The following is a 19,412-nucleotide window of genomic DNA, read 5'->3' on the forward strand; positions in this document are numbered from 1 at the left end:
CGCCGGGCGCGTCACCCCCGGTTCGGCCCCGGAGGGGAAGACGGCGGCTTGAGCGCCGCCACGGCGGCGGCGATGTCCTCCAGGCCCCGCTCCGCCGCCTCGGCGCCAGCGGCGATGGCCTCGCGGGCGCGCTGGAAATCGAACAGGCCGATGCCGCCCAGCTTCGGTGCCAGTGTCAGGTCCGGCGGGTCGCCAGCGAGGCGCGAGCGGGCGATGCGGTCCTGGGTGATGTTGAAGGCGTCGATCATCACCGTGGACAGGCCGCGCGGCCCGTCGTCCGCCGGCGCGGCGAAGAACTGGCGGCGCAGCCGCTCGGGGGAGAGGCGGGACATGAGGCTCCGGCGCTTGCCGGCAATGGCAACATCCGCAACCTGGCCCACCACGCCGCCATGGTCGTGCACCACGGTGCCACGGCCGAACACCTCGGAATTAAGGTTCACCGCCAGCACCAGGCGCGCCCCGAGCGCCCGCGCCGGGGAGACCGGAACCGGATTCACCAGCGCCCCGTCCATCAGCCAGCGCCCGCCCACGTTCACCGGCGTGAAGATGCCGGGCAGCGCATAGGACGCGCGCAACGCCTCCACGAAGTCGCCGCGGGTCAGCCAGATCTCGTGGCCGGTGCCGAGTTCCGTGGCGATCGCCCCGAACACCACGGGCAGATCCTCGATGGGCAGGTCGCCCACGTTCTGGCGCATGAGGTCCACCAGCTTCTTGCCGCCGATGAGACCGGCGCCGCCCAGGGCGAGGTCGAGCATGCCGAGCACCCGGCGCTTGTTGAGCCCCAGCGCCCAGTCCTCCAGGGCATCGAGCTTGCCGCAGGCCCAGAGCCCGCCGACCACCGCGCCGATGGAGGTGCCGGTGACGACGCCGGGGGACAGGCCGTTCTTTTCCAGCACGCGCAGGATGCCGATATGGGCGAAGCCGCGCGCCGCGCCGCCGCCGAGGGCCAGGCCGAGCGCCGGCCGTGTGGCGCGGGTGGCGGGATGCGCGGGCGCGGCGTCGAGATCGGGGCGGCGCCCGTCTGCGGACCCCATGGGGTCGCCGATGGCGTTGGGGCTGGTCTCGGAAGGACCGAGCGGCGCTTCGGTGCGCCGATGGAAGGGATGAAACATGCTGGCCTCGCCCTGCGTCCGTCGCCGAACGCGTACTGTGCAGTAGCAATGCCCCCACCCGCGCGGTGGTTCCGCGCATCTTGTTCTTGGCAGAAGAATGCTACGGGCGAGTGTCCGGGGCGTGGCCCTGGCGTGGCCGGCCGCGCCCCGCCGGGCGCGGCGAAAAAGCCGGGCGCGTCAGCGGCAGAGGGCGCCCCGCCTCAGTGATCGTGGGGCTTGCCGTAGACGGCGGCGGGATCGAAGCGCGGGGTGTCGCCGGTGAAGCCAAGCCGGGTGTCGGGGCCCGGGGCGGCGCCGAGCGGCACCGTGCGGTAGAAGCAGGAGCGCCGGCCGGTATGGCAGGCGGCGCCGGTGCCGCCCATCTCCACCTTGATGATGACCGCGTCCTGGTCGCAGTCCACGCGCATCTCCAGCACCTTCTGGGTGTGGCCGGAGCTTTCGCCCTTCTTCCAGAGCTTGCCGCGTGAGCGGCTGAAGTAATGCGCCTCGCCGGTGGCGATGGTGAGCGCCAGCGCCTCGGCATTCATGTGGGCGAGCATCAGCACGTCGCCGGTGGCCGCGTCCACGGCCACGCAGGTGATGAGGCCATGGGCATCGAAACGCGGGGTGAGGGCGGTGCCCTCCTCCAGCGCCGCGCCAGAGGCGGCGGCGGCGAAGGGCGCGGGGGAGGTGGTCATCTCGGGCTCTTCAAGCAATCGGGCCGCCCCTCTCGGAGCGGCCCGGGTTGGTGATCCGGCGATGGGGAACGCTCAGGCCTTGCCGGCGCGCACCATGGTCATGAAGCGCACCTGCTCGGCCGGATCGTCGCGGAAGACGCCGGTGAACTGGCTGGTGAGGGTGGAGACCCCCGCCTTGGTGATGCCGCGCATGGACATGCACATGTGCTCGGCCTCGATCATCACCGCCACGCCGCGCGGGCGCAGGCCCTCGTCCAGGGTGGTGACGATCTGCGAGGTCAGGTGCTCCTGGGTCTGGAGCCGGCGGGCGAAGGTGTCCACCACCCGCGCGATCTTGGAGAGGCCCACCACCCGCTCCACCGGGAAATAGGCGACGTGCGCCTTGCCGTAGAACGGCACCATGTGGTGCTCGCAGTGGGAATGGAAGGGGATGTCGCGCACCAGCACCATGTCGTCGAAGGTGCCGATCTCCCCGAAGGTGCGGTCCAGGCTCTCGTCGCCCCCCTCGCGATAGCCGGAAAACAGCTCGTCATAAGCCTTGATGACGCGCTTGGGCGTGTCGAGCAGGCCCTCGCGCGCGGGGTCCTCGCCCATGTAGGCGAGCAGGGTGCGCACGGCCGCTTCCGCGTCCGCCCGCGAGGGGCGGGGGCTGCCGTCGGACAGGGGGGGGAACTCCACTCGGGGGGTGGGCTGGCCGTCCTCGGCCGCCTTGCGGGATTTCTTATGGGCCTGACGCTGGCGTTCTTCATGCTCCGCCTGCGCCTTGAACAATTTCACAACCGCGTCCATGACGTACACAACTCCGTTCGACCCGCCGTCGCGCATGGCGAAACTGGCGAGAGTGTCACCGGTCGTCGGCTACGCATGCGCGGGTGCCTTCCCCATCCGCGCCCCGCCTTGCGGCGGTGGCCTTGCCGTCCGTACCCAAGAGGCTGGAACGCTTCAATGAGCGCCTCCAGGCCAAGCTCCATCATGCTGCCACCGACGCCCGCGCGCAAGAGCGGCGCGCGGGGCGGCGAAGCGAAGGCGGCGGGGCCTTACCTGCGCCCCACACAGCGCTATATATGACGGGGAATGGTCGTTCGCGGGGCCCGGCGCCGCGCGGGGGATCACGTTTTCGTTCAAGGCCGGCGCCGCCGGCGGGTTCCTGCCCATGATCAACGACATCTACAACGCGCGCATCCTGGCGCTGGCCGCCGAGATTCCCCGCCTCGGCCGGCTTGCGGCGCCGCAGGCGACGGCCAAGGCCCATTCGCGCCTGTGCGGCTCGACGGTGGTGGTGGACCTCGCCATGGACGGCGACATCGTGACCGATTTCGCCCATGAGGTGCGCGCCTGCGCGCTCGGGCAGGCCTCTTCCTCGCTCATGGCGCGCCATGTGATCGGCGCCAGGGCGGCGGACCTGCGGGCGCTGCGCGAGCGGGTGTCGCGGATGCTGAAGGAGAATGGCCCGCCGCCCGACGGCGCCTTCGACGACTTCAAGGTGCTGGAGCCGATCCGCGACTACAAGGCGCGTCACGCCTCCACCCTGCTGACCTTCGACGCGGTGGTAGACTGCATCGCCCAGATCGAGGCCGCGCGCGCCGCCCAGGCGGCCGATGCCGCGCGTTAGGCGGGCCGATCATGCGTCCCGCCGATCCCTTGTCCGACCTGCCCTGGTCGCGGCCGGAGAGCGCCGGCCGCCGGCTTGCGCGCCGGCTCGGGCGGGTGCCGCGTCTGCTGCTGCGCGGGCCGGTGCTGTTCTATCGCTACACCCTGTCGGCCTTCATGGGCCGGCAATGCCGCTATTTGCCGACGTGCTCGGCCTATGCCGACGAGGCGCTGGAGCGGCATGGCGCGTGGCCGGGCCTGTTCATGGCCACCGCCCGCGTCTGCCGCTGCCATCCGTGGGGCGGCCACGGCTTCGATCCGGTGCCGGCGGAACTGCCGGCGGCGGGGCGCTGGTACGCGCCATGGCGCTACGGACAGTGGCGCCAGCCCGCCGAGGCGCCGGGCGGGCCCTCGGAGCGCTGAGGCTTCAGCGCCCGGCCAGGCAGGCGGAGGACGGCGTCGCCAGGGCTTGCCAGACGGCGGCGACGGCGGCGTCGTTGTTGCAGCGGTCGCCGGTGTGCTCCAGCTGCTCGCGCAGGTTCATCTGCACCGGCTTCGACAGCCACCAGCTCATGGAGACGTCGCGGATGGCCTTCGGCGTCGCCACGCCCACCGGGCAGGTGCCGTCCAAGGCCTCCGGCCAGACCTTGATGTGGGCGAGGTTGCTGCGGCACCCTGTGCCGAAGCGTTCTTCCAGCCACCGCCCGGCCTCGGCCACCGCGAGCCGCCCGCGTCCGCTGCGCACCGTGCCGATGGCGCCGATGGGGCTCGTCGCCTCGGAGAACCACACGTGCTCGGCGGCGTCGGGCACCACCACCGCGCGCGCCGTGCGCTCCTCGGTCAAGGTGCTGCCAGGATCGTTGGAGATGACGAGGATGAAAGGCGCGAGCTGTGGCGCCACGTCCACCAGGGCCTGGGCCAGCTCCAGGGCGCTGGCGGCGCCGAAGTTCTCGAAATAGCCGCCGTCGACGATGCGGTCCACGACGTCCTTCTCCACCTGGTAGATGGAGCCGGGCGGGGAGATCACCGGGAACCGTGCCGAATTGAGCGCGGCGGTGGAGAGGCGGACATCCAGGTCCGCCCGCACCAGTCCGTGAAAGTCGATGGCGTGGGTGAACAGCGGGCATTCGGACCGTGCGCCGCCGCTAGGGCAGGGCCGGCGGGTGGAATAGGTGGGCTGCAGGTCGGTGGTGACGATCCGCTGGCCGGTTTCCACCGAGGTGCCGTTGAGCACCAGGAACGGCACCCAATGGCTGGGATCGCGCTCCTTCGCCAGGAACGGGGCCGCCATGCGCCGCGCCATCGCCGCATCGGGCGGCGTGACGACCTCGGCGAAGCGCCGCTCCCAGGATTGTTCCAGCAGCGCGGCGCGATCCTCCAGGAAGGCCTGGACCTGGTCGTGGAAGGCGAGGCCGAAGAAGGCGGCGGTGAGATAGTCGCCGCTGGTCAGGCTTTCCAGGCAGTCCTGCCAGGTGGTCACACGGCCGCCGAACCACTGGGGCGCGGGACCCGCCGCGCAGGGTGGCGCCCCGCTGGCGCGGGCCTCGAGCGCCGCCGCCGTCGCCGCCGCGCCATAAGCGCCGCCCGAGACGCCGGAAATGGCGAAGATGCGGGTGGCAATATCCACGTTCGCCAGCGCCTGGGCGGCCTGCGGGCTGATGCGGGCATCGTCCCAGGCGCCACGCACCAGCTTGGAGCCGTCCGCGCGGGTCAGGGTGAAGCCGTCCGCGTGTCGCGCGAAATCGAGGAAATGGCCGATGACGCTGGCGGTGAAGAAGCCGGCGCGGCTCGCCCCGCCGGCGGCGGCCACGATGATCGGGCGCGGGCAGGTGGCCGGCGCTTCCGCGCAGCCGTTGGCGCGCATCCACAGGAAGGCGGCGGTGTCGATGGTGGTGCGCTGATAGGACGGCGCGGTGGCGGTGAGGGTCCGCACCCGATGATTGTCGCCGATGAGGTAGACGCCGGCGGCGCCCAGCAGCAGCAGCGCGGTGACGAAGGGAAAGCGCCAGCGCCGGCCGATGGAGGCGAGATAGGACAGGATCGGCACCCAGCCGCCGAAGATGAGCGGCACCGCCAGCGCCAGCGGGAGCTGGCCTGCCAGCCACAGCGGATTGGCCACGAGGATGGCGACGACGCCCAGAGCGTAGGCGAGCAGCAGCAGCCGGCCCGTGGCATGAAGCTCGCCGCTCGGGTCGTCGGCGCGCGCGGTGATGCCCAGCGCGCGGAACAGACCCGCGCAGGCCCGGCCCACGGCCGCGTCCGCCGCCTGGAACGGGCCGATGCGGATCAGCCGGCCGCGCAGCGCCGCATAGGCGAAGAAGACGGGAACCGCCGCCAGCATCACCCATGCGATGAGCTGGAGTTGCGCCCGCGCCGCGCGCGCCACCTGGGCATCCACCAGGGTCGGCAGGTTCGCCACGGCCGCCACGGCGCCGATGGCGAAGGCGGCGAAGGTGAGGGCACCAAGCAGCCGTGGGGTCTGGCGCAGGATGAAGCTGGTCCAGCGGTCGGTGCTGCCGCGGGGCGTGGTCTCGGCTGCGCGACGGCGGCGCAGGGCGGCGATGCCGTCGTCGGTTTCCAGCAGCAGGCGGGCGGCATAATGCAGCGGAATCGCCCAGAGCACGAAGGTGGCGGCGAGCAGGCCGAGGATCGCCTGGGACAGGCCGGCCGCCTGCGCCAGCGGTGCGCCGGACATGGCGACATCCACCAGTGTATCCTGAGCCTGAGTGACCGCCAGCATCAGCAGCAGGCCGAGGACCAGGCTGGCGAGCGGAATCCGCACCACCCAGAGCACCAGGCCCATGTCGAGCACCCGCGACCAGAGGCGCGCGGCAAGGGGCTTTCCGGGCGGCGGCAGGCCGTCCGGCGGCGAAACGCGGACCTGCCCCGGAACGGTCCGGCGCGGCAGAGGCGGATCGATATGGGCCATGGTCGAGCGTGCCTTTCGTGCGCCCCCGCACACACGCTGGATGAACGCGGGAACACTACCACCTTTGCCCGCGCAGGGCGAGTTCGGAACCATCTGCGGCCCGGGCGGGGCGGGCTTCTGGGCACCGTGCGCGCAGGCCGCTTGCCGCATGCGGCGGGGGCTGCCTATGCTTCCGGCCTGTCCGCCGCCGGTCGCGCGCGGACGCCGGAGGGGCTGGCGTGACGATTTCGGTGATCAGCGGCGGGCCGGTTACGGATGCCGCCTCGGCGGCGGCGAGCCTCGCCCTCGGCACCATGGACCTGATCGGCCCGGCATCGGCCGGCGCGCCGCTGCTCGCGCGGGTGCGGCTGCCGCTGCAGCCGTTCGAGGCCGGCGCGGGCGTGGCCCAGCAGGTCGCCGACCCCTGGTTCGGCACCGTGCGACAGAGCGGCGTGCCCGACACCTTCCGGCTGGCCTCGGGCGACGGCGGGCTGGTGCTCACCGGCAATGTGGGCTCCGACCTGGTGCTGGACGCGCGCAGCCTCGCCTATGGCAAGGTGGTGGATATCGTTTCGGGGCGCCTGTCGGCCAGCGCCCGGGGCGCGGTGTCGCTGTCCCTCTCCGGCAAGGTGGCCACGGCGGAACCGGCGGGACAGGAATTCCATGTGCATTGGGATTCCTGGTTCGAAAAGCCCGACCCCGCCTATCCCGAGCGCTTCTACCTCACCAACCTGCCGCCCTATGTCTCCACCGTGACGCTCTGTTTCGCCCGGCCGCAGGCGACCTATCGCGGGCTCGACGACAACGTCTTCGAAACCACCGGCCTGCAGTTCTGGGGCACCGGGCACCAGCTCAAGAACGCGCTTGACCTGCTGCGGCTGCGCCGGCCCGACATCCGCATCGCCCTGGGCGTGCAGCAGGGCGGCCCGCTCGGCTTCGAGCCCTATGACCGCGACGGCTGGGCCGGCATGACCTCCGGCCATGTGAGGGCGCTGCGGGTGTTCGCGGACCAGATGGGCATCCGCGACATCAGCGTGGACTATGAGTGCGTGTCCTCGTCCATGGATTCGAACAAGCACTGCGTGGTCAAGGCGAACAACGAGGTGTGGTGCTACACGGACGGGGAGTTCGTGCGCGTCATCAAGGCGTTCCGAGACCGCTTCCCGCGGCCCCGCTATCGCCTCGCCATCGACGCCTACAACACCGGCGCCTATTTCGGCCCGTTCGCGCAGCAAATTCCGGTGGGCTGGAACCACGGCTATGTCGCGGCGGTGGCGCGCGATCCCAAGGCCCGGGCCGCCATCGACAGCATCAACATCATGTCGTTCGACGAGAAGCCCGGCTACGACCCGGTGCGGGCGCTGCAGGCTTATCAGTACCATTTCCCCGACGCGTCGGTGTTCCTGGGGCTGCGGTCCGGCCCGCCGTGGCACGGGGACGTGAAGCGCTCGTTGACCGAGTGCCTCGATTTCATCAACGCGGCCATCCGCCTCAAGGCCGGTGGCATCTGGCTGTATTCGCTGCTGTGGGACATCGGCGAGCCGCATGGCCCCTACAGCGCCGACAATCCCGACACGAACATGATGGCACGCCTGGTGGCGGAACGCTTCCGCCTGCCCGGGGCCGACCTGCCGCTGGTGGCGAGCCTGGGCTGACGGCCCCCGGGCGGCACGCGCGCCGCCCGGGGGCCTTGCGCGCCGCCCGGGGCCGCCCGGGGCCGCCGCTGCGGGGGCGGCGGGCCTCGGCACGGCGCCCCGCCCTGCCGGAGGTGGCGCGACGAACCGGGGTCAGCTGGCGATGGCGTCGTCGGGGCCGCGCTCGGCAAGCTGTTCGAGGATGATGGCCCTGACCGCCTTCTTGGAGAGCTTGCCGGTGGCGGTGTGGGGCAGCTCCGGCACCACCACCACGTCGTCCGGAATGCTCCATTTGGAGATCTTGCCCTCGTAATGGGCGCGCATGTCGGCGCGGCTGAAGGTGGCGCCGGGCTTTAGCACCGCCACCAGCACCGGCCGCTCGCCCCAGCGGGCGTCGGGCTTGGCCACGATGGCCGCCTCCTGGATGGCGGGATGGGCCTGGGCGATGTTCTCCAGGTCGATGGAGGAGATCCATTCCCCGCCCGATTTCACCACGTCTTTGGTGCGGTCGACGATCTGGATGAAGCCGTCGGCGTCCTGGGTCACCACGTCGCCGGTGTTGAACCAGCCGGGCTCTTCTTCATGGGCGGGGCTGCGGGGCGTGTTGAAATAGGCCCCGGCCACCCACGGGCCGCGCACCAGCATGGCCCCGAAGCTCTTGCCATCGCGGGGCACGGCCTTGCCGTCAACGCCGGCGACGCGGAATTCCATGCCGAACAGCGGGCGGCCCTGCTTGCATTCCAGGGCCATGCGGGCCTCGGGGTCGAGCGCCTCGTGCTTCGGCTTGAGGGCGGCGGACAGGCCCACCGGGCTGGTTTCGGTCATGCCCCAGGCATGGCGCACCTTCACCCCCATGTTGTGGAACCGGCTGATCATGATCGGCGGGGTGGCCGAGCCGCCGATCACCACCCGCTTGAGGGCGGAGAAGGTCCGGCCGTGGGTGTCCATCCAGTCGAGCAGGCCCAGCCAGACGGTGGGCACGCCGGCGGTGAAGCTGACGCCCTCGCCCTCGAACAAAGCGTGCAGGCTGGCGCCATCGAGATGCGCCCCCGGCAGCACCAGTTTCGCGCCCACCATGGGCGCCGCGAACGGCAGGCCCCAGGCGTTCACATGGAACATGGGCACGATGGGGGCGATCACGTCCGCCGCCGACAGGCCGAGGCTGTCCGGCATGGCGATGGCCATGGCGTGCAGCACGCACGAACGGTGGGAGTAGAGCACGCCCTTGGGGTCGCCGGTGGTGCCGGACGTGTAGCACAGGCCGGAGGCGGTGTTTTCGTCGAAGGTGGGCCAGTCGAAGTGGTCCGGCTCGCCGGCGATGAGGGTTTCGTAGCAGATGAGATCGGGCAAAGCGGCAGACTGCGGCATGTGCGCCTCGTCCGTCATGGCCACGATGGCCTTCAGCCCCTTGAGCTGGTCGGCCAGCTCCTCGACGATGGGCAGGAAGGTGAGGTCGAAGAACAGCGCGCTGTCTTCGGCATGGGCGATGATGAAGGCAATCTGCTCGCGGAACAGGCGCGGGTTGATGGTGTGGCAGACCAGGCCGGAGCCGGAGACACCGTAGTACAGCTCCATGTGCCGGTAGCCGTTCCAGGCCAGGGTGCCCACCCGCTCGCCGGGCGCGAGGCCGAGCCGGGCGAGGGCGTTGGCGAGCTTCTGGCTGCGGGCGGACAGCGCGCCGTAGGTGTAGCGGTGGAGGCCGCCTTCCACGGTCGCGGAAACCACCTCCCCGTCGGCGTGGTAGGCTTCCGCGTGCCGCAGGATCGAGGAGAGCAGCAGCGGCACGTCCATCATCGTTCCAAGCATCGTTTCCTCCGTTGACGTGTGTTGTGTTGGGCGTCGGCGTCGGCGTTCAGAAGGCGTCGGCGGGCAGCGCCATCAGCGAGGGTGCGCCGTGGGCGAGGGCGGCGTCCAGGGCCAGGGTCTGCGGCAGCGTCCGTTCCACGAACACCCGGGCCAGCGCCGCCTTGCGGCGGGCGACCGGGCTTGCGTCCTCCCCCAGGGCCTGGGCGGCGGCGACCATGCGCGCCCACATCCAGCCGAACGAGACCAGGGCGAACAGGCGCAGGTAGTCGGTGGCGGCAGCGCCTGCTTCCACCGCGCCGCCGGCCGCCGCAAGGCGGGCGGTGGCGGCTTCCAGCCGCGCGAGGGCATCGGCCACCGGGGTCACGAGCGCCGCGCCCGCCGCCGGCCGCGCGGCGTCGAGGTCGGCGCGGACCAGGGCGAAGAAGCGCGCCACGGCTGCCCCGCCCTCCAGGGCGAGCTTGCGGCCCACGAGGTCCATGGCCTGGACGCCGTTGGTGCCCTCGTAGATCTGGGCGATCCGGGCATCGCGGACATATTGTTCCATGCCCCATTCGCGGATGTAGCCGTGCCCGCCCAGCACCTGCTGGGAGGCGACCGCCGTCTCGAAGCCGAAATCGGTGAAGGCGGCCTTCACCACCGGGGTCAGCAGCGCCACCAGGGCGTCGGCCACACGCCGGGTCTCGGCGTCCGGGTGGCGGGCGGCGATGTCCATCTGCAGCGCCGTCCACACCGCCAGCGCGCGGGCGGCCTCGGCGAAGGCGCGGCCCGTGAGCAGCATCTTGCGCACGTCGGGATGGGAGAGGATGGCGACCGGGCCGGGGGTGCCATCGGCGCCGTGCCCCTGCAGCCGCTCGCGGGCATAGGCGACGGCCTTCTGGTTCGCCGCCTCGGCGATGCCGAGGCCCTGGATGCCCACGAACAGGCGCTCGGCATTCATCATGGTGAACATGGCGTTCAGCCCGCGCCCGGGCTCGCCCACCAGCCAGCCAGTGGCGCCGTCATAATTCATGACGCAGGTGGGCTGGGCGTGGATGCCCATCTTGTGCTCCAGCGCACCGACCGAAAGGCCGTTGCGGGCGCCAAGGCCGCCGTCCGCGCCCACCAGGAACTTGGGGGCGAGGAACAGGCTGATGCCCTTCACCCCTTTCGGAGCGTCCGGCAGGCGGGCGAGCACCAGGTGGATGACGTTGCCGCCGAAATCCTGGTCGCCGGACGAAATGAAGATCTTGGTGCCGGTGATGGCGTAGGAGCCGTCGCCGTTGGGCACCGCGCGGGTGGTGAGCAGGCCGAGGTCGGTGCCGGCATTGGCCTCGGTGAGGGCCATGGCGCCGGTCCATTCGCCGGAGATCATCTTCGGCAGGTAGGTGGCCTTCAGGGCGGCGCTGGCGTGATGGCCGATGGCCTCCACGGCGCCACGGGTGAGGCCGGGGAACAGGCCGAAGGACAGGTTCGCCGACGACAGCATCTCGTCGAGCAGGATCTGGAGTACCCGCGGCAGGCCCTGACCGCCATATTCAGGATCGCCCGAAAGGCTGCACCAGCCGGCCTCGACGAACGCGCGATAGGCCTCGGCGACGCCCTTCGGGGTGGTCACGCGGCCGTCGGCGAGGGTGCAGCCCTGCTCGTCTCCGGGGCGGTTGAGAGGCTCCAGCACGCCGGCGCAGAACTTGCCGCCTTCCTCCAGCACGCTGACGGCGAGGTCCGAATTGACATCCTCGAAGCCCGGCAGGCCGGCCATGGCGTGGTCGAAATCGAAGACGTGCCGCAGCAGGAAGGCGACGTCATCGACGGGGGGCACATAAGCGGCCATGGGTGGGTCCTCTGCCTTCGAAAAGATTGAAGCGCCGATGTCCGGCGGCGCGGATGGGCGCGGGGAGCGGGCCCGGCGACCGGCGGACGCGCTCCCGCGCGCCTGGGACAGAAGGGGCGTGCCTCGCCACGGGGGCGTCGGGCCATTGCGGCCCGCGCCACGAAGGGTTGCCGATACATGCGCTCGGCGCTGCCAGGACTGGAGCCACGTCAGATCGTCTCCGCTCTGGTGTTCTGTATCAAACGATTGTTACAGTCGGCAAGAGGGCGAAGCGCGTGGCCGTGACGCACCCTCTGCGCGCGGTGCGGCCTTTCTTCCCGTCATCGATGGTCGACCGGCGGGTGTTTGCGACGGCGGTGCGGCGGGGTAAGGGAGGGCATGGCCGGACCGCGGCGGGCGCGGAATGGGTCCGGGCCACGGCGGCGCGGCCGACGGGCGCATCGAGAGGTATGTGGTGAGCGACACGACGCCGGCGAACAAGGCTGAGGGAGCAGCGGCGGCAGTACCTGGCGGGGTGGGCGGAGACCTGTTCGCCGGAGAGATCAGCGAGCGCTATCGCGCCATCCTGGAGGCGGCCGCGAGCCTGTTCGCGGAGCGCGGCTATGCCGCCACCTCCGTGCGGGACATCGGCGAGCGGGTGGGCCTGCTCGGCGGCTCCTTGTACCATTACATCAAGTCGAAGGAGCTCTTGTTCATCAAGATCCACGACACCGCGCTGCAGGTGTCGGAAGATCGCATCCGCGCCGCCATAGACCAGGAAAGCGACCCATGGGCGCGGCTGGAGGCCGCCTGCGTCACCATGCTGGGCATCCAGCTCGATCCCCAGTCCATCACCATGCCGTTGATGAACGACTTCCTGGCTGTCCCCCGCCATGTCCAGGAGAGCCTGATCGCCAAGCGCGATGCCTTCGAGCAGATCTTCGTGACCCTGGTGGATGACCTGCCGCTGGCGGAGGGGATCGATCGCGGCGTCTATCGCCTGCTGTTGCTGACGCTGCTCAACAATGTCGGACTCTGGTACCGGCCGGGGCGGTTGTCGCCGGCAGAGATCGGTCGACAGATCGTGGCGATCTTCCGCCATGAAACGGCGGTGGCCGCGCGCCCTGGCGCGGGTGGTTGAATCATACCTAAATGATATGAGTCTGTTGATTTAGTAGATTATTGGTGCCGAAATCTGAGGTTGCAGGTACCAAGGCCGCGTCCGTTTCCATCGGACTTGAGGGCGGCATCATGGAAATCGAGAATCTGAAGACCCACGATCGGCATTTGACGCAACTGAAAGCGGCGAGCCGAACCAAGCACCTCATTCAGTTCAACCCCGCGCGACCGCTCCAATCGCTGCGCAAGTGGATCGCCGCCGTCGACCGGCGCGTGCCCTACAAGCTTCCAGACAAGCAGCTGATTCCGCGCGAGTTCATCCGCCAGGAGCCGTGGGAGATCGAGTATCTCTACATGCTCGCGCGGCGCGCCAAGGCGGGCATCATCGAAACCGGACGGTTCAACGGCGGATCGGTGCTGATTTTCGCCCTGGCCAACGGGGATGTGCCGATTCACTCCGTCGACATCGCCCCGCAGGACGACGCACGTCTGTCGGGGCTGCTTTCGGGCCTCGGGGCCGGGCAGAACGTGAACCTGATCGTCGGCGACTCCCAGGCCACCAAGTATCCGCAGGTGGGGGAGGCCGACCTTCTCTACGTGGACGGTGACCACAGCTATGCCGGCTGCAGCGCCGATTTGAACAATTGGTGGGACAAGGTGCGCATCGGTGGCCATGTGGTGCTGCACGACAGCTATTTCGGCATCCAGAGCCAGGACGCCGCCATCGATTTCATCGAAAGCCACGAGGTCAGCGTGGTGGTGTCGCCCTACAAGCTCGGCGGGCACTATCGGCACGCCGAAGGCTCGCTTTGCCATTTCATCAAGCGCGGCGACTGACCCTGCTCCAGGCCCCGGCGGTTCCCTCCTGAACCGCCGGCATCGCACGGCTCTAACGTCGCGGCCGAAAAGCGGCCCGGAAATCTTGCCAGGGCTCGCGTCACAGGGCCCCGAAAGGCCGGTTCCCTGCGGTTCGACCGGCTAAAGCAGGAAGCTGGCCGAACTCAGCCTCGGTGTACCGTCGAGTCGGATCACGCCTTCGACAGTGTCGAGGTTGCGATCAGTATTCAACGCGAGGCAGGTGTATCCCGATTCAGAATAGGAACGAACTTGCCCCGCTCCGCTGAAAGCGGCTCCGGCAATGTAGCGGAAGGCCTGGTCACCCGAGGTGGTCGTGTCGGCGTCGATGGCGGTCAAGCTGATGCGGTCGCGCTGCGCCGTGCTGAAGTCGGTAATGATATCGGCATACCAGCTGTTATCGGCTGTTTCCTCCACGTCGGTCCACACAAAGGTATCGCGCCCCGCGCCCCCCGTGAGGGTGTCGGTGCCAAATCCGCCTTCGATCCGATTGGAGCCTGAGTTGCCGCTGATCACGTTGTCCAATTCGTTGCCGGCGGCCGTGAGACTTTTGGTGCCGAGCAGGACCAAATTTTCAAGCCCGATTCCGAGTTCAAAGCTGATCGAGCTGCGCACGAAGTCGTTCCCTCCACCCGGCGCTTCAATGACTGTATCCCCGGCATTATCGACGGTGTAGGTATCGTCCCCATCGTTTCCGACCAGGGTGTCGGCGCCAGTGCCGCCGTCAAGAGCATTGGCCCATTCGTTGCCGACCAATCGGTTGTCGAGGGCGTTGCCCTGGCCATCCATGTCTCCGGACCCGACCAGTTCCAGATTGTCCAGCTGCGCTGCCAACATGTAGCTGATGGTAGAATAGACGGTGTCAGTGCCCCCGCCGGCGGCTTCGATGATGCGGTCAGCAGCCTCGTCGACATAATAGATGTCGTCGCCGGCCCCGCCGGTGAGGCGGTCGCTGCCGGCTGCAGGGCGTAGAGGCAGTCGTCGAGCGGCAACAGGGTGTGCCTGCGGAAGGCGACGACGATCGCCTCTTCCTCAACGGACAGGACCGTCGACTTGGCGTCCTTCGGGCCGGTGGGAAGATCCGCGCAGGAGGTCCGCTGCTTCCATTTCGCGACGGTCTTCTGGTTGATCCCGTAGCGTTTCGCCAGAGCCCTCAGGCTCTCTTGACTATGCTGTATCGCTCGCCGGACCGCCTGTGTCGTCATGGCGCATCCATGCAGAACCTGGCCCATAGCGCATCCTTCCAGTCCTGCGAAAAGACTGCACCATCAAAGCCCGGGATCAAACACCTAGGTCGAGACCTCGCATGCGAGGCCGGAGTGGGTGATGCGGTGCTGCAACACCTTTCGTAGCGGCATATTCCTCGACGCGAAAACAACCTTGTCGTGCATCTGGGGCGCTGTTAGCTCCCACCTTGTGTTGTGTCAGGGTGGTCACACATGTCAGGCGAGGGTGATGCGGGTGTGAAGCTGGATTCCGGCCTCGGCGCGCTTGTGCTCCTGTTGCGTTTCCACGGCGTGGCGGCGGAAGCCGATCAGCTGCGCCATCAACTTGGCGTTGCGCAGGTCGGAACCGCAGACATGCTGCGGTCCGCCCGTGCGTTCGGGCTGAAGGCCCGCATGGTGTCGTCCGGCTGGCGCAAGCTTTCCGGCACGCCTTTGCCGGCGATCGCCGCGTTAAAGGATGGTACCTTTGTCATCCTTGCCAAGGTCTCCGATGACGCGGCGCTCATCCACGATCCGGCTTCGGGGCGGCCCTTGCAATTGGCGCGGGAGGCGTTCGAGGCGCAATGGAGCGGCCGGCTGCTGCTTTTGACACGCCGCGTCCGCTTTTCGGATCTCGCGCGGCGGTTCGATATCTCCTGGTTCATCCGGGCGATGCACAAGTATCGTGCCCTGCTCGGGGAAGTCTTGGCGGCGTCTCTCTTCCTCCAGGTGCTGGCGCTGATCTCGCCTTTGTTCTTCCAGGTGGTGATCGACAAGGTGCTGGTGCACCGGGGACTGACGACGCTCGACATCCTTGTCGTCGGCCTGGTCGTGGTGTCGGTATTCGAGGCGCTGCTTGGGGCCTTGCGTACCCACGTCTTCGCGCACACCACCAATCGGATCGACGTGGAACTGGGCGCGCGGCTTTACCGGCACCTGATGGGTCTGCCGATCGCCTATTTCGAGGCGCGGCGGGCGGGGGATTCGGTGGCTCGCGTGCGCGAGCTGGAGAACATCCGCAGTTTTCTGACCGGCTCGGCACTGACCCTTGTGGTCGATCTGGTCTTTGCGTTTGTCTTCATCGCCGTGATGTTCATGTATTCGGCGACGCTGACCTTCATCGTTCTAGCATCATTTCCAATTTATATTGGGGTGTCGGCTGGAGTGACGCCGCTGTTTCGCCGGCGGCTGGAGGACAAGTTCAACAAGGGCGCCGAGAATCAGGCGCTGCTGGTGGAGAGCGTCACCGGGGTCGAGACGTTGAAGGCGATGGCGGTAGAGCCGCAGATGCAGCGCCGCTGGGAGGAGCAGCTCGCGGCCTATGTGAGCGCCAGCTTCAAGGTGCAGAACCTCGGCAATTGGGCGAGCCAGAGCGTGCAGCTCACGGCCAAGCTGGTGACGGCGGCCACCCTCTATTTCGGTGCCCGCCTGGTCGTCGACGGCAGCCTCACGGTGGGCGAGCTGGTGGCCTTCAACATGCTGGCCTCGCGGGTGTCGCAGCCGGTGCTGCGGCTGGCGCAGGTGTGGCAGGACTTCCATCAGGCGCGGATTTCCATCGACCGGCTCGGCGACATCCTGAACACCGCGCCGGAGCCCTCCCATGCGCCGGGACGGGCGGCGTTGCCGGCGATCCGGGGGGCGATCCGGTTCGATCATGTGGCGTTCCGCTATCGCACCGGCGGCCAGATCGTGCTTCCGGACCTGTCGCTGGACATTGCGGCGGGGCAGGTGGTGGGTATCGTGGGGCCGTCCGGCTCGGGCAAGTCCACCCTCGCCAAATTGGTGCAGCGGCTCTATGTGCCCGAAGGCGGCCGGGTGCTGATCGACGGGGTCGACCTCGCCATGGTGGATGTGGCCTGGCTCCGGCGGCAGATTGGCGTGGTGCTGCAGGAGAACGTGCTGTTCAACCGCTCGGTGCGGGAAAACATCGCCCTGGCCGATCCCACCATGTCGATGGAGCGGGTGGTGGAAGCGGCGCGGCTTGCCGGGGCGCATGATTTCATCCTGGAGCTGCCGCAGGGCTATGACACGGCGGTGGGCGAGCGCGGCAATGGGCTTTCCGGCGGCCAGCGCCAGCGCATCGCCATCGCGCGGGCGCTCGTCACCAACCCGCGCATCCTGATCTTCGACGAGGCGACGAGCGCCCTCGACTATGAGAGCGAGCGGGCGGTGCAGCAGAACATGGCGCGCATCGCCAACGGGCGCACCGTCATCATCATCGCTCACCGTCTGTCCACGGTGCGCCAGGCCGATCGCATCCTCACCCTGGAGCGCGGCCGGCTGGTGGAGGATGGCAACCACGAGGCCTTGGTGCGCGCGGGTGGGCGCTATGCCAGCCTGCACCAGCTGCAATCGGGAGAAGCATGATGGGGCGCGAGACCTCCGCCCCCGTGGTGCCGCTGAAAGCGGCGCGACGCGGCCGCCAGGAGCTGGAGTTCCTGCCGGCGGCGCTGGAGATCATTGAAACGCCGCCCTCGCCGGTGGGGCGGGCCATCGGCGCCAGCATCGTCGGCTTTTCGCTGCTGGCGCTCGCCTGGAGCTGGTTCGGCAGCATCGACATCATCGCCACCGCCGAGGGGCGGGTGGTGCCGGCGGGGCGGACCAAGATGATCCAGCCGCTGGAGACCGGCGTGGTGCGGGCGATCCTCGTGCGCGACGGCATGGCCGTCAGGGCCGGGGACATTCTGATCGAGATCGACCCGACCGCGAGCGATGCGGATGCCCGCCGGCTGGGCCATGACCTGGCGCAGGACCGGCTCGACATCGCCCGGCTGGCGGCGCTGCTGGCGGACGATCCGGCCGCGTTCGCGCCGCCGCCGGGGGTGGCGGGGGAGCTGGCGGACACCGCGCGGCGGCAGATGGAGGCGCAGCGGGCGGAGCATCAGGCGCGGCTGTCGACCCTTGAGCGTCAGATCGCGCAGAAGGCGGCGGAGCGCCGCGCGGTGGCGGCGACCATCGCCAAGGGGGAGGCGCTGCTGCCGCTGTTGAAGGACCAGCGCGACATGCGCGAGACCTTGATGCAGAAGGGCTACGGCACCAAAGTGCTGTATCTGGACGCGCAGCAGAAGGTGGTGGAGCAGGAGCAGCAATTGCTGGTGGACGCGCACCGGGCGGACGAGGTGGCGGCGGCGCTCGGGGCGCTGGAGAAGCAGCGGCTGGAGGCGGCCTCCGAATATCGCAAGAGCCTGTTGTCGGACCTCGCCAAGGCGCAGATGCAGGCGGTTGAGCACGGCGAGGAGAAGGTGAAGGCGGCGCGGCGGCGTCTTGACCAGACGCTGACCGCGCCGGTGGACGGCACCGTGCAGCAATTGGCGGTGCACACCATCGGCGGGGTGGTGACGCCGGCGCAGCAACTGATGGTGATCGTGCCCCGCGACGGGCGTCTGGAGATCGAGGCGGAGCTGATGAACCGGGACGTGGGGTTCGTGCACGCGGGCCAGGAGGCGGAAGTGAAGGTGGAAGCCTTCACCTACACCCGCTACGGGCTTCTGCATGGGGTTGTGGAGAGCGTGAGCCGGGATGCGGTGACGGGCGGGTCGGCGCCGCGCCCGGGCGAGGCCGCCGCCGACGAGACGGCCCGCCAGGCGCGCCAGCCCACATATGTGGCGCGGCTTTCGGTGCGGGAGAGCGGCCTTGAGACGGAACAGGGCTTCCGCCCGATCGAGGCCGGCATGGCGGTAACGGCGGAGATCAAGACCGGCCGCCGCCGCATCATCGACTTCCTCCTCTCCCCATTGCTCAAATATGCCCACGAAGGGGGAAGGGAAAGGTGACGCAGCCCGTGTGCATGGCATGAGGAGGGCATTGAAAATTACGGCCGGCACCCATTGGCGAACATCAGAGGTAGGGCAATGAGATGAGGTTTCTTCGTATACTTTTCATATTTGTTGCGATTATCGTCGCCATTCCCATCGTCGGCGTCATTGCGCTGATGATTATTGCCAGATACGATCAGGGGCCTCATCCCGATGGCACGCGGTGGCCGGTGTTCGGCTCGCGCCCGGCCGGCGCGAGGGCGGCCAGCGGGCCCGCATACAAGGACGTCTGGTTCGGCCGCACCTTGTACCGCCTTCCCGTGCGGAAATACTGGATCTGGGTGCAGCAATATAATGCGGAGCGCGACTACGCGGCCTTCGGCTTCGACGCCCTGGTGCCGGATGCCACCCCAATGGCGGACGACCCAGCCGAAGTCGCCGTTTGGGGAAAGGGCCAGGGCTGGCACCGCAACCTTCATGTCATGGTCGAATATGGAAAGAACCTCATATCACAGTCGCAAATGTTGGAAAATGCATTTGAGAATAACAATACAATGAAATACTTAAGCGAAAACACGGCTATAGAGCTAAGTGTCAACAAAAAATATGACATTTTATTATTAGATAATTCAAAATATACATTATTAGCAAATGGATGTAAAAGATATGATGGCATTTTCATGGGTGGAAGCATAATTCAGGCCTGCGGCGATGGAGATGGCATGATTATTATACAGTGTAATACTGGGTTTCCAGGGATCAATGTTAAGCCGCCATCCCCAGGCTGTGTTGTTAATTTCAATTTATACGATAAAACTGCAATATCATATGCTTATGGGTATGATTATTTCGATTTAGCTCCGGACATACACAAGAACATTGTTGCCTTGCTGACTTCGTTTCGGGTTGAGGCCGGGGGTGAAACTGGGTCTGCGGCGGGTTCTGCTTCTGCTAATTAACTC

15 protein-coding genes and 2 pseudogenes are annotated in these 19,412 nt (G+C 68.3%); 8 read left to right on the top strand and 9 right to left on the bottom strand.

Annotated features, from left to right (window positions below; translation table 11 throughout):
* Positions 1-11: 11 nt before the first annotated feature.
* The 3 genes from V5F53_RS04315 to folE all read right to left on the bottom strand — a co-directional run bounded on the left by V5F53_RS04315 (position 12) and on the right by folE (position 2,578).
* On the bottom strand, positions 12-1,112 hold the full coding sequence (locus tag V5F53_RS04315) for a patatin-like phospholipase family protein (protein WP_393998582.1): 1,101 nt from the start codon (positions 1,110-1,112) through the stop codon (positions 12-14).
* A 200-nt stretch (positions 1,113-1,312) separates the two neighbouring features.
* The gene (gene hisI / locus V5F53_RS04320) at positions 1,313-1,789 is read right to left on the bottom strand and encodes a phosphoribosyl-AMP cyclohydrolase (protein WP_393998581.1); all 477 of its coding nucleotides are present in this window, start codon (positions 1,787-1,789) and stop codon (positions 1,313-1,315) included.
* Positions 1,790-1,861: 72 nt separating this feature from the next.
* Positions 1,862-2,578: a GTP cyclohydrolase I FolE gene (gene folE / locus V5F53_RS04325; protein WP_393998580.1), complete on the bottom strand. Its 717-nt coding sequence runs from the start codon at positions 2,576-2,578 to the stop codon at positions 1,862-1,864.
* A gap of 364 nt (positions 2,579-2,942) precedes the next feature.
* On the opposite strand from folE, the gene V5F53_RS04330 reads away from it, so the two are divergent.
* The gene (locus V5F53_RS04330; RefSeq protein WP_393998579.1) at positions 2,943-3,401 is read left to right on the top strand and encodes an iron-sulfur cluster assembly scaffold protein; all 459 of its coding nucleotides are present in this window, start codon (positions 2,943-2,945) and stop codon (positions 3,399-3,401) included.
* A gap of 11 nt (positions 3,402-3,412) precedes the next feature.
* On the top strand, positions 3,413-3,802 hold the full coding sequence (yidD, locus tag V5F53_RS04335; protein ID WP_393998578.1) for a membrane protein insertion efficiency factor YidD: 390 nt from the start codon (positions 3,413-3,415) through the stop codon (positions 3,800-3,802).
* Between the two features lie 4 nt (positions 3,803-3,806).
* Here the strand turns inward: yidD and V5F53_RS04340 are convergent, their stop codons facing one another.
* Positions 3,807-6,308, bottom strand: coding sequence for a hypothetical protein (locus tag V5F53_RS04340; RefSeq protein ID WP_393998577.1), 2,502 nt, complete (start codon positions 6,306-6,308; stop codon positions 3,807-3,809).
* Between the two features lie 218 nt (positions 6,309-6,526).
* Here V5F53_RS04340 and V5F53_RS04345 point away from each other — a divergent pair, with 218 nt between their 5' ends.
* Positions 6,527-7,942 (top strand): hypothetical protein, encoded by a 1,416-nt coding sequence (locus tag V5F53_RS04345; protein ID WP_393998576.1) that lies wholly within the window; start codon positions 6,527-6,529, stop codon positions 7,940-7,942.
* Between the two features lie 132 nt (positions 7,943-8,074).
* Here V5F53_RS04345 and V5F53_RS04350 read toward each other — a convergent pair whose 3' ends face one another.
* Both V5F53_RS04350 and V5F53_RS04355 read right to left on the bottom strand, forming a co-directional pair.
* Positions 8,075-9,727, bottom strand: a complete 1,653-nt coding sequence (locus tag V5F53_RS04350) for a long-chain-fatty-acid--CoA ligase (RefSeq protein ID WP_393998575.1) — start codon at positions 9,725-9,727, stop codon at positions 8,075-8,077.
* Positions 9,728-9,773: 46 nt separating this feature from the next.
* Positions 9,774-11,537 carry an acyl-CoA dehydrogenase gene (locus tag V5F53_RS04355; RefSeq protein WP_393998574.1) on the bottom strand — a complete coding sequence of 588 codons (1,764 nt, stop codon included), beginning with the start codon at positions 11,535-11,537 and terminating at the stop codon, positions 9,774-9,776.
* 454 nt (positions 11,538-11,991) lie between these two features.
* Between V5F53_RS04355 and V5F53_RS04360 the strand changes: the two genes are divergently transcribed.
* The gene (locus V5F53_RS04360) at positions 11,992-12,657 is read left to right on the top strand and encodes a TetR/AcrR family transcriptional regulator (RefSeq protein ID WP_393998573.1); all 666 of its coding nucleotides are present in this window, start codon (positions 11,992-11,994) and stop codon (positions 12,655-12,657) included.
* A 110-nt stretch (positions 12,658-12,767) separates the two neighbouring features.
* Entirely contained in the window at positions 12,768-13,472 is a 705-nt protein-coding gene (locus tag V5F53_RS04365) for a class I SAM-dependent methyltransferase (protein WP_393998572.1), read from the top strand.
* 141 nt (positions 13,473-13,613) lie between these two features.
* Here the strand turns inward: V5F53_RS04365 and V5F53_RS04370 are convergent, their stop codons facing one another.
* From V5F53_RS04370 to V5F53_RS04380, 3 genes and pseudogenes are all read right to left on the bottom strand, one after another.
* Complete coding sequence (locus tag V5F53_RS04370) at positions 13,614-14,327, bottom strand: calcium-binding protein (RefSeq protein ID WP_393998571.1); 714 nt, start codon at positions 14,325-14,327, stop codon at positions 13,614-13,616.
* Positions 14,328-14,411: 84 nt separating this feature from the next.
* Positions 14,412-14,468, bottom strand: a pseudogene (locus V5F53_RS04375) (hypothetical protein); the annotation flags it as partial.
* Positions 14,447-14,722, bottom strand: a pseudogene (locus V5F53_RS04380) (IS481 family transposase); the annotation flags it as partial. The pseudogenes V5F53_RS04375 and V5F53_RS04380, both read right to left, overlap by 22 nt.
* A 285-nt stretch (positions 14,723-15,007) precedes the next feature.
* Here V5F53_RS04380 and V5F53_RS04385 point away from each other — a divergent pair.
* The 3 genes from V5F53_RS04385 (at position 15,008) to V5F53_RS04395 (ending at position 19,409) form a co-directional block, all read left to right on the top strand.
* Entirely contained in the window at positions 15,008-17,062 is a 2,055-nt protein-coding gene (locus V5F53_RS04385) for a type I secretion system permease/ATPase (RefSeq protein WP_393998609.1), read from the top strand.
* Positions 17,059-18,468 (top strand): HlyD family type I secretion periplasmic adaptor subunit, encoded by a 1,410-nt coding sequence (locus V5F53_RS04390; protein WP_393998570.1) that lies wholly within the window; start codon positions 17,059-17,061, stop codon positions 18,466-18,468. The genes V5F53_RS04385 and V5F53_RS04390 overlap by 4 nt, the downstream gene beginning before the upstream one ends.
* A gap of 83 nt (positions 18,469-18,551) precedes the next feature.
* Complete coding sequence (locus V5F53_RS04395) at positions 18,552-19,409, top strand: hypothetical protein (RefSeq protein ID WP_393998569.1); 858 nt, start codon at positions 18,552-18,554, stop codon at positions 19,407-19,409.
* The last annotated feature ends 3 nt before the right edge of the window (positions 19,410-19,412 follow it).

Origin of the sequence: Xanthobacter cornucopiae, assembly GCF_043195065.2 — a bacterium.
Lineage (GTDB): Bacteria > Pseudomonadota > Alphaproteobacteria > Rhizobiales > Xanthobacteraceae > Xanthobacter.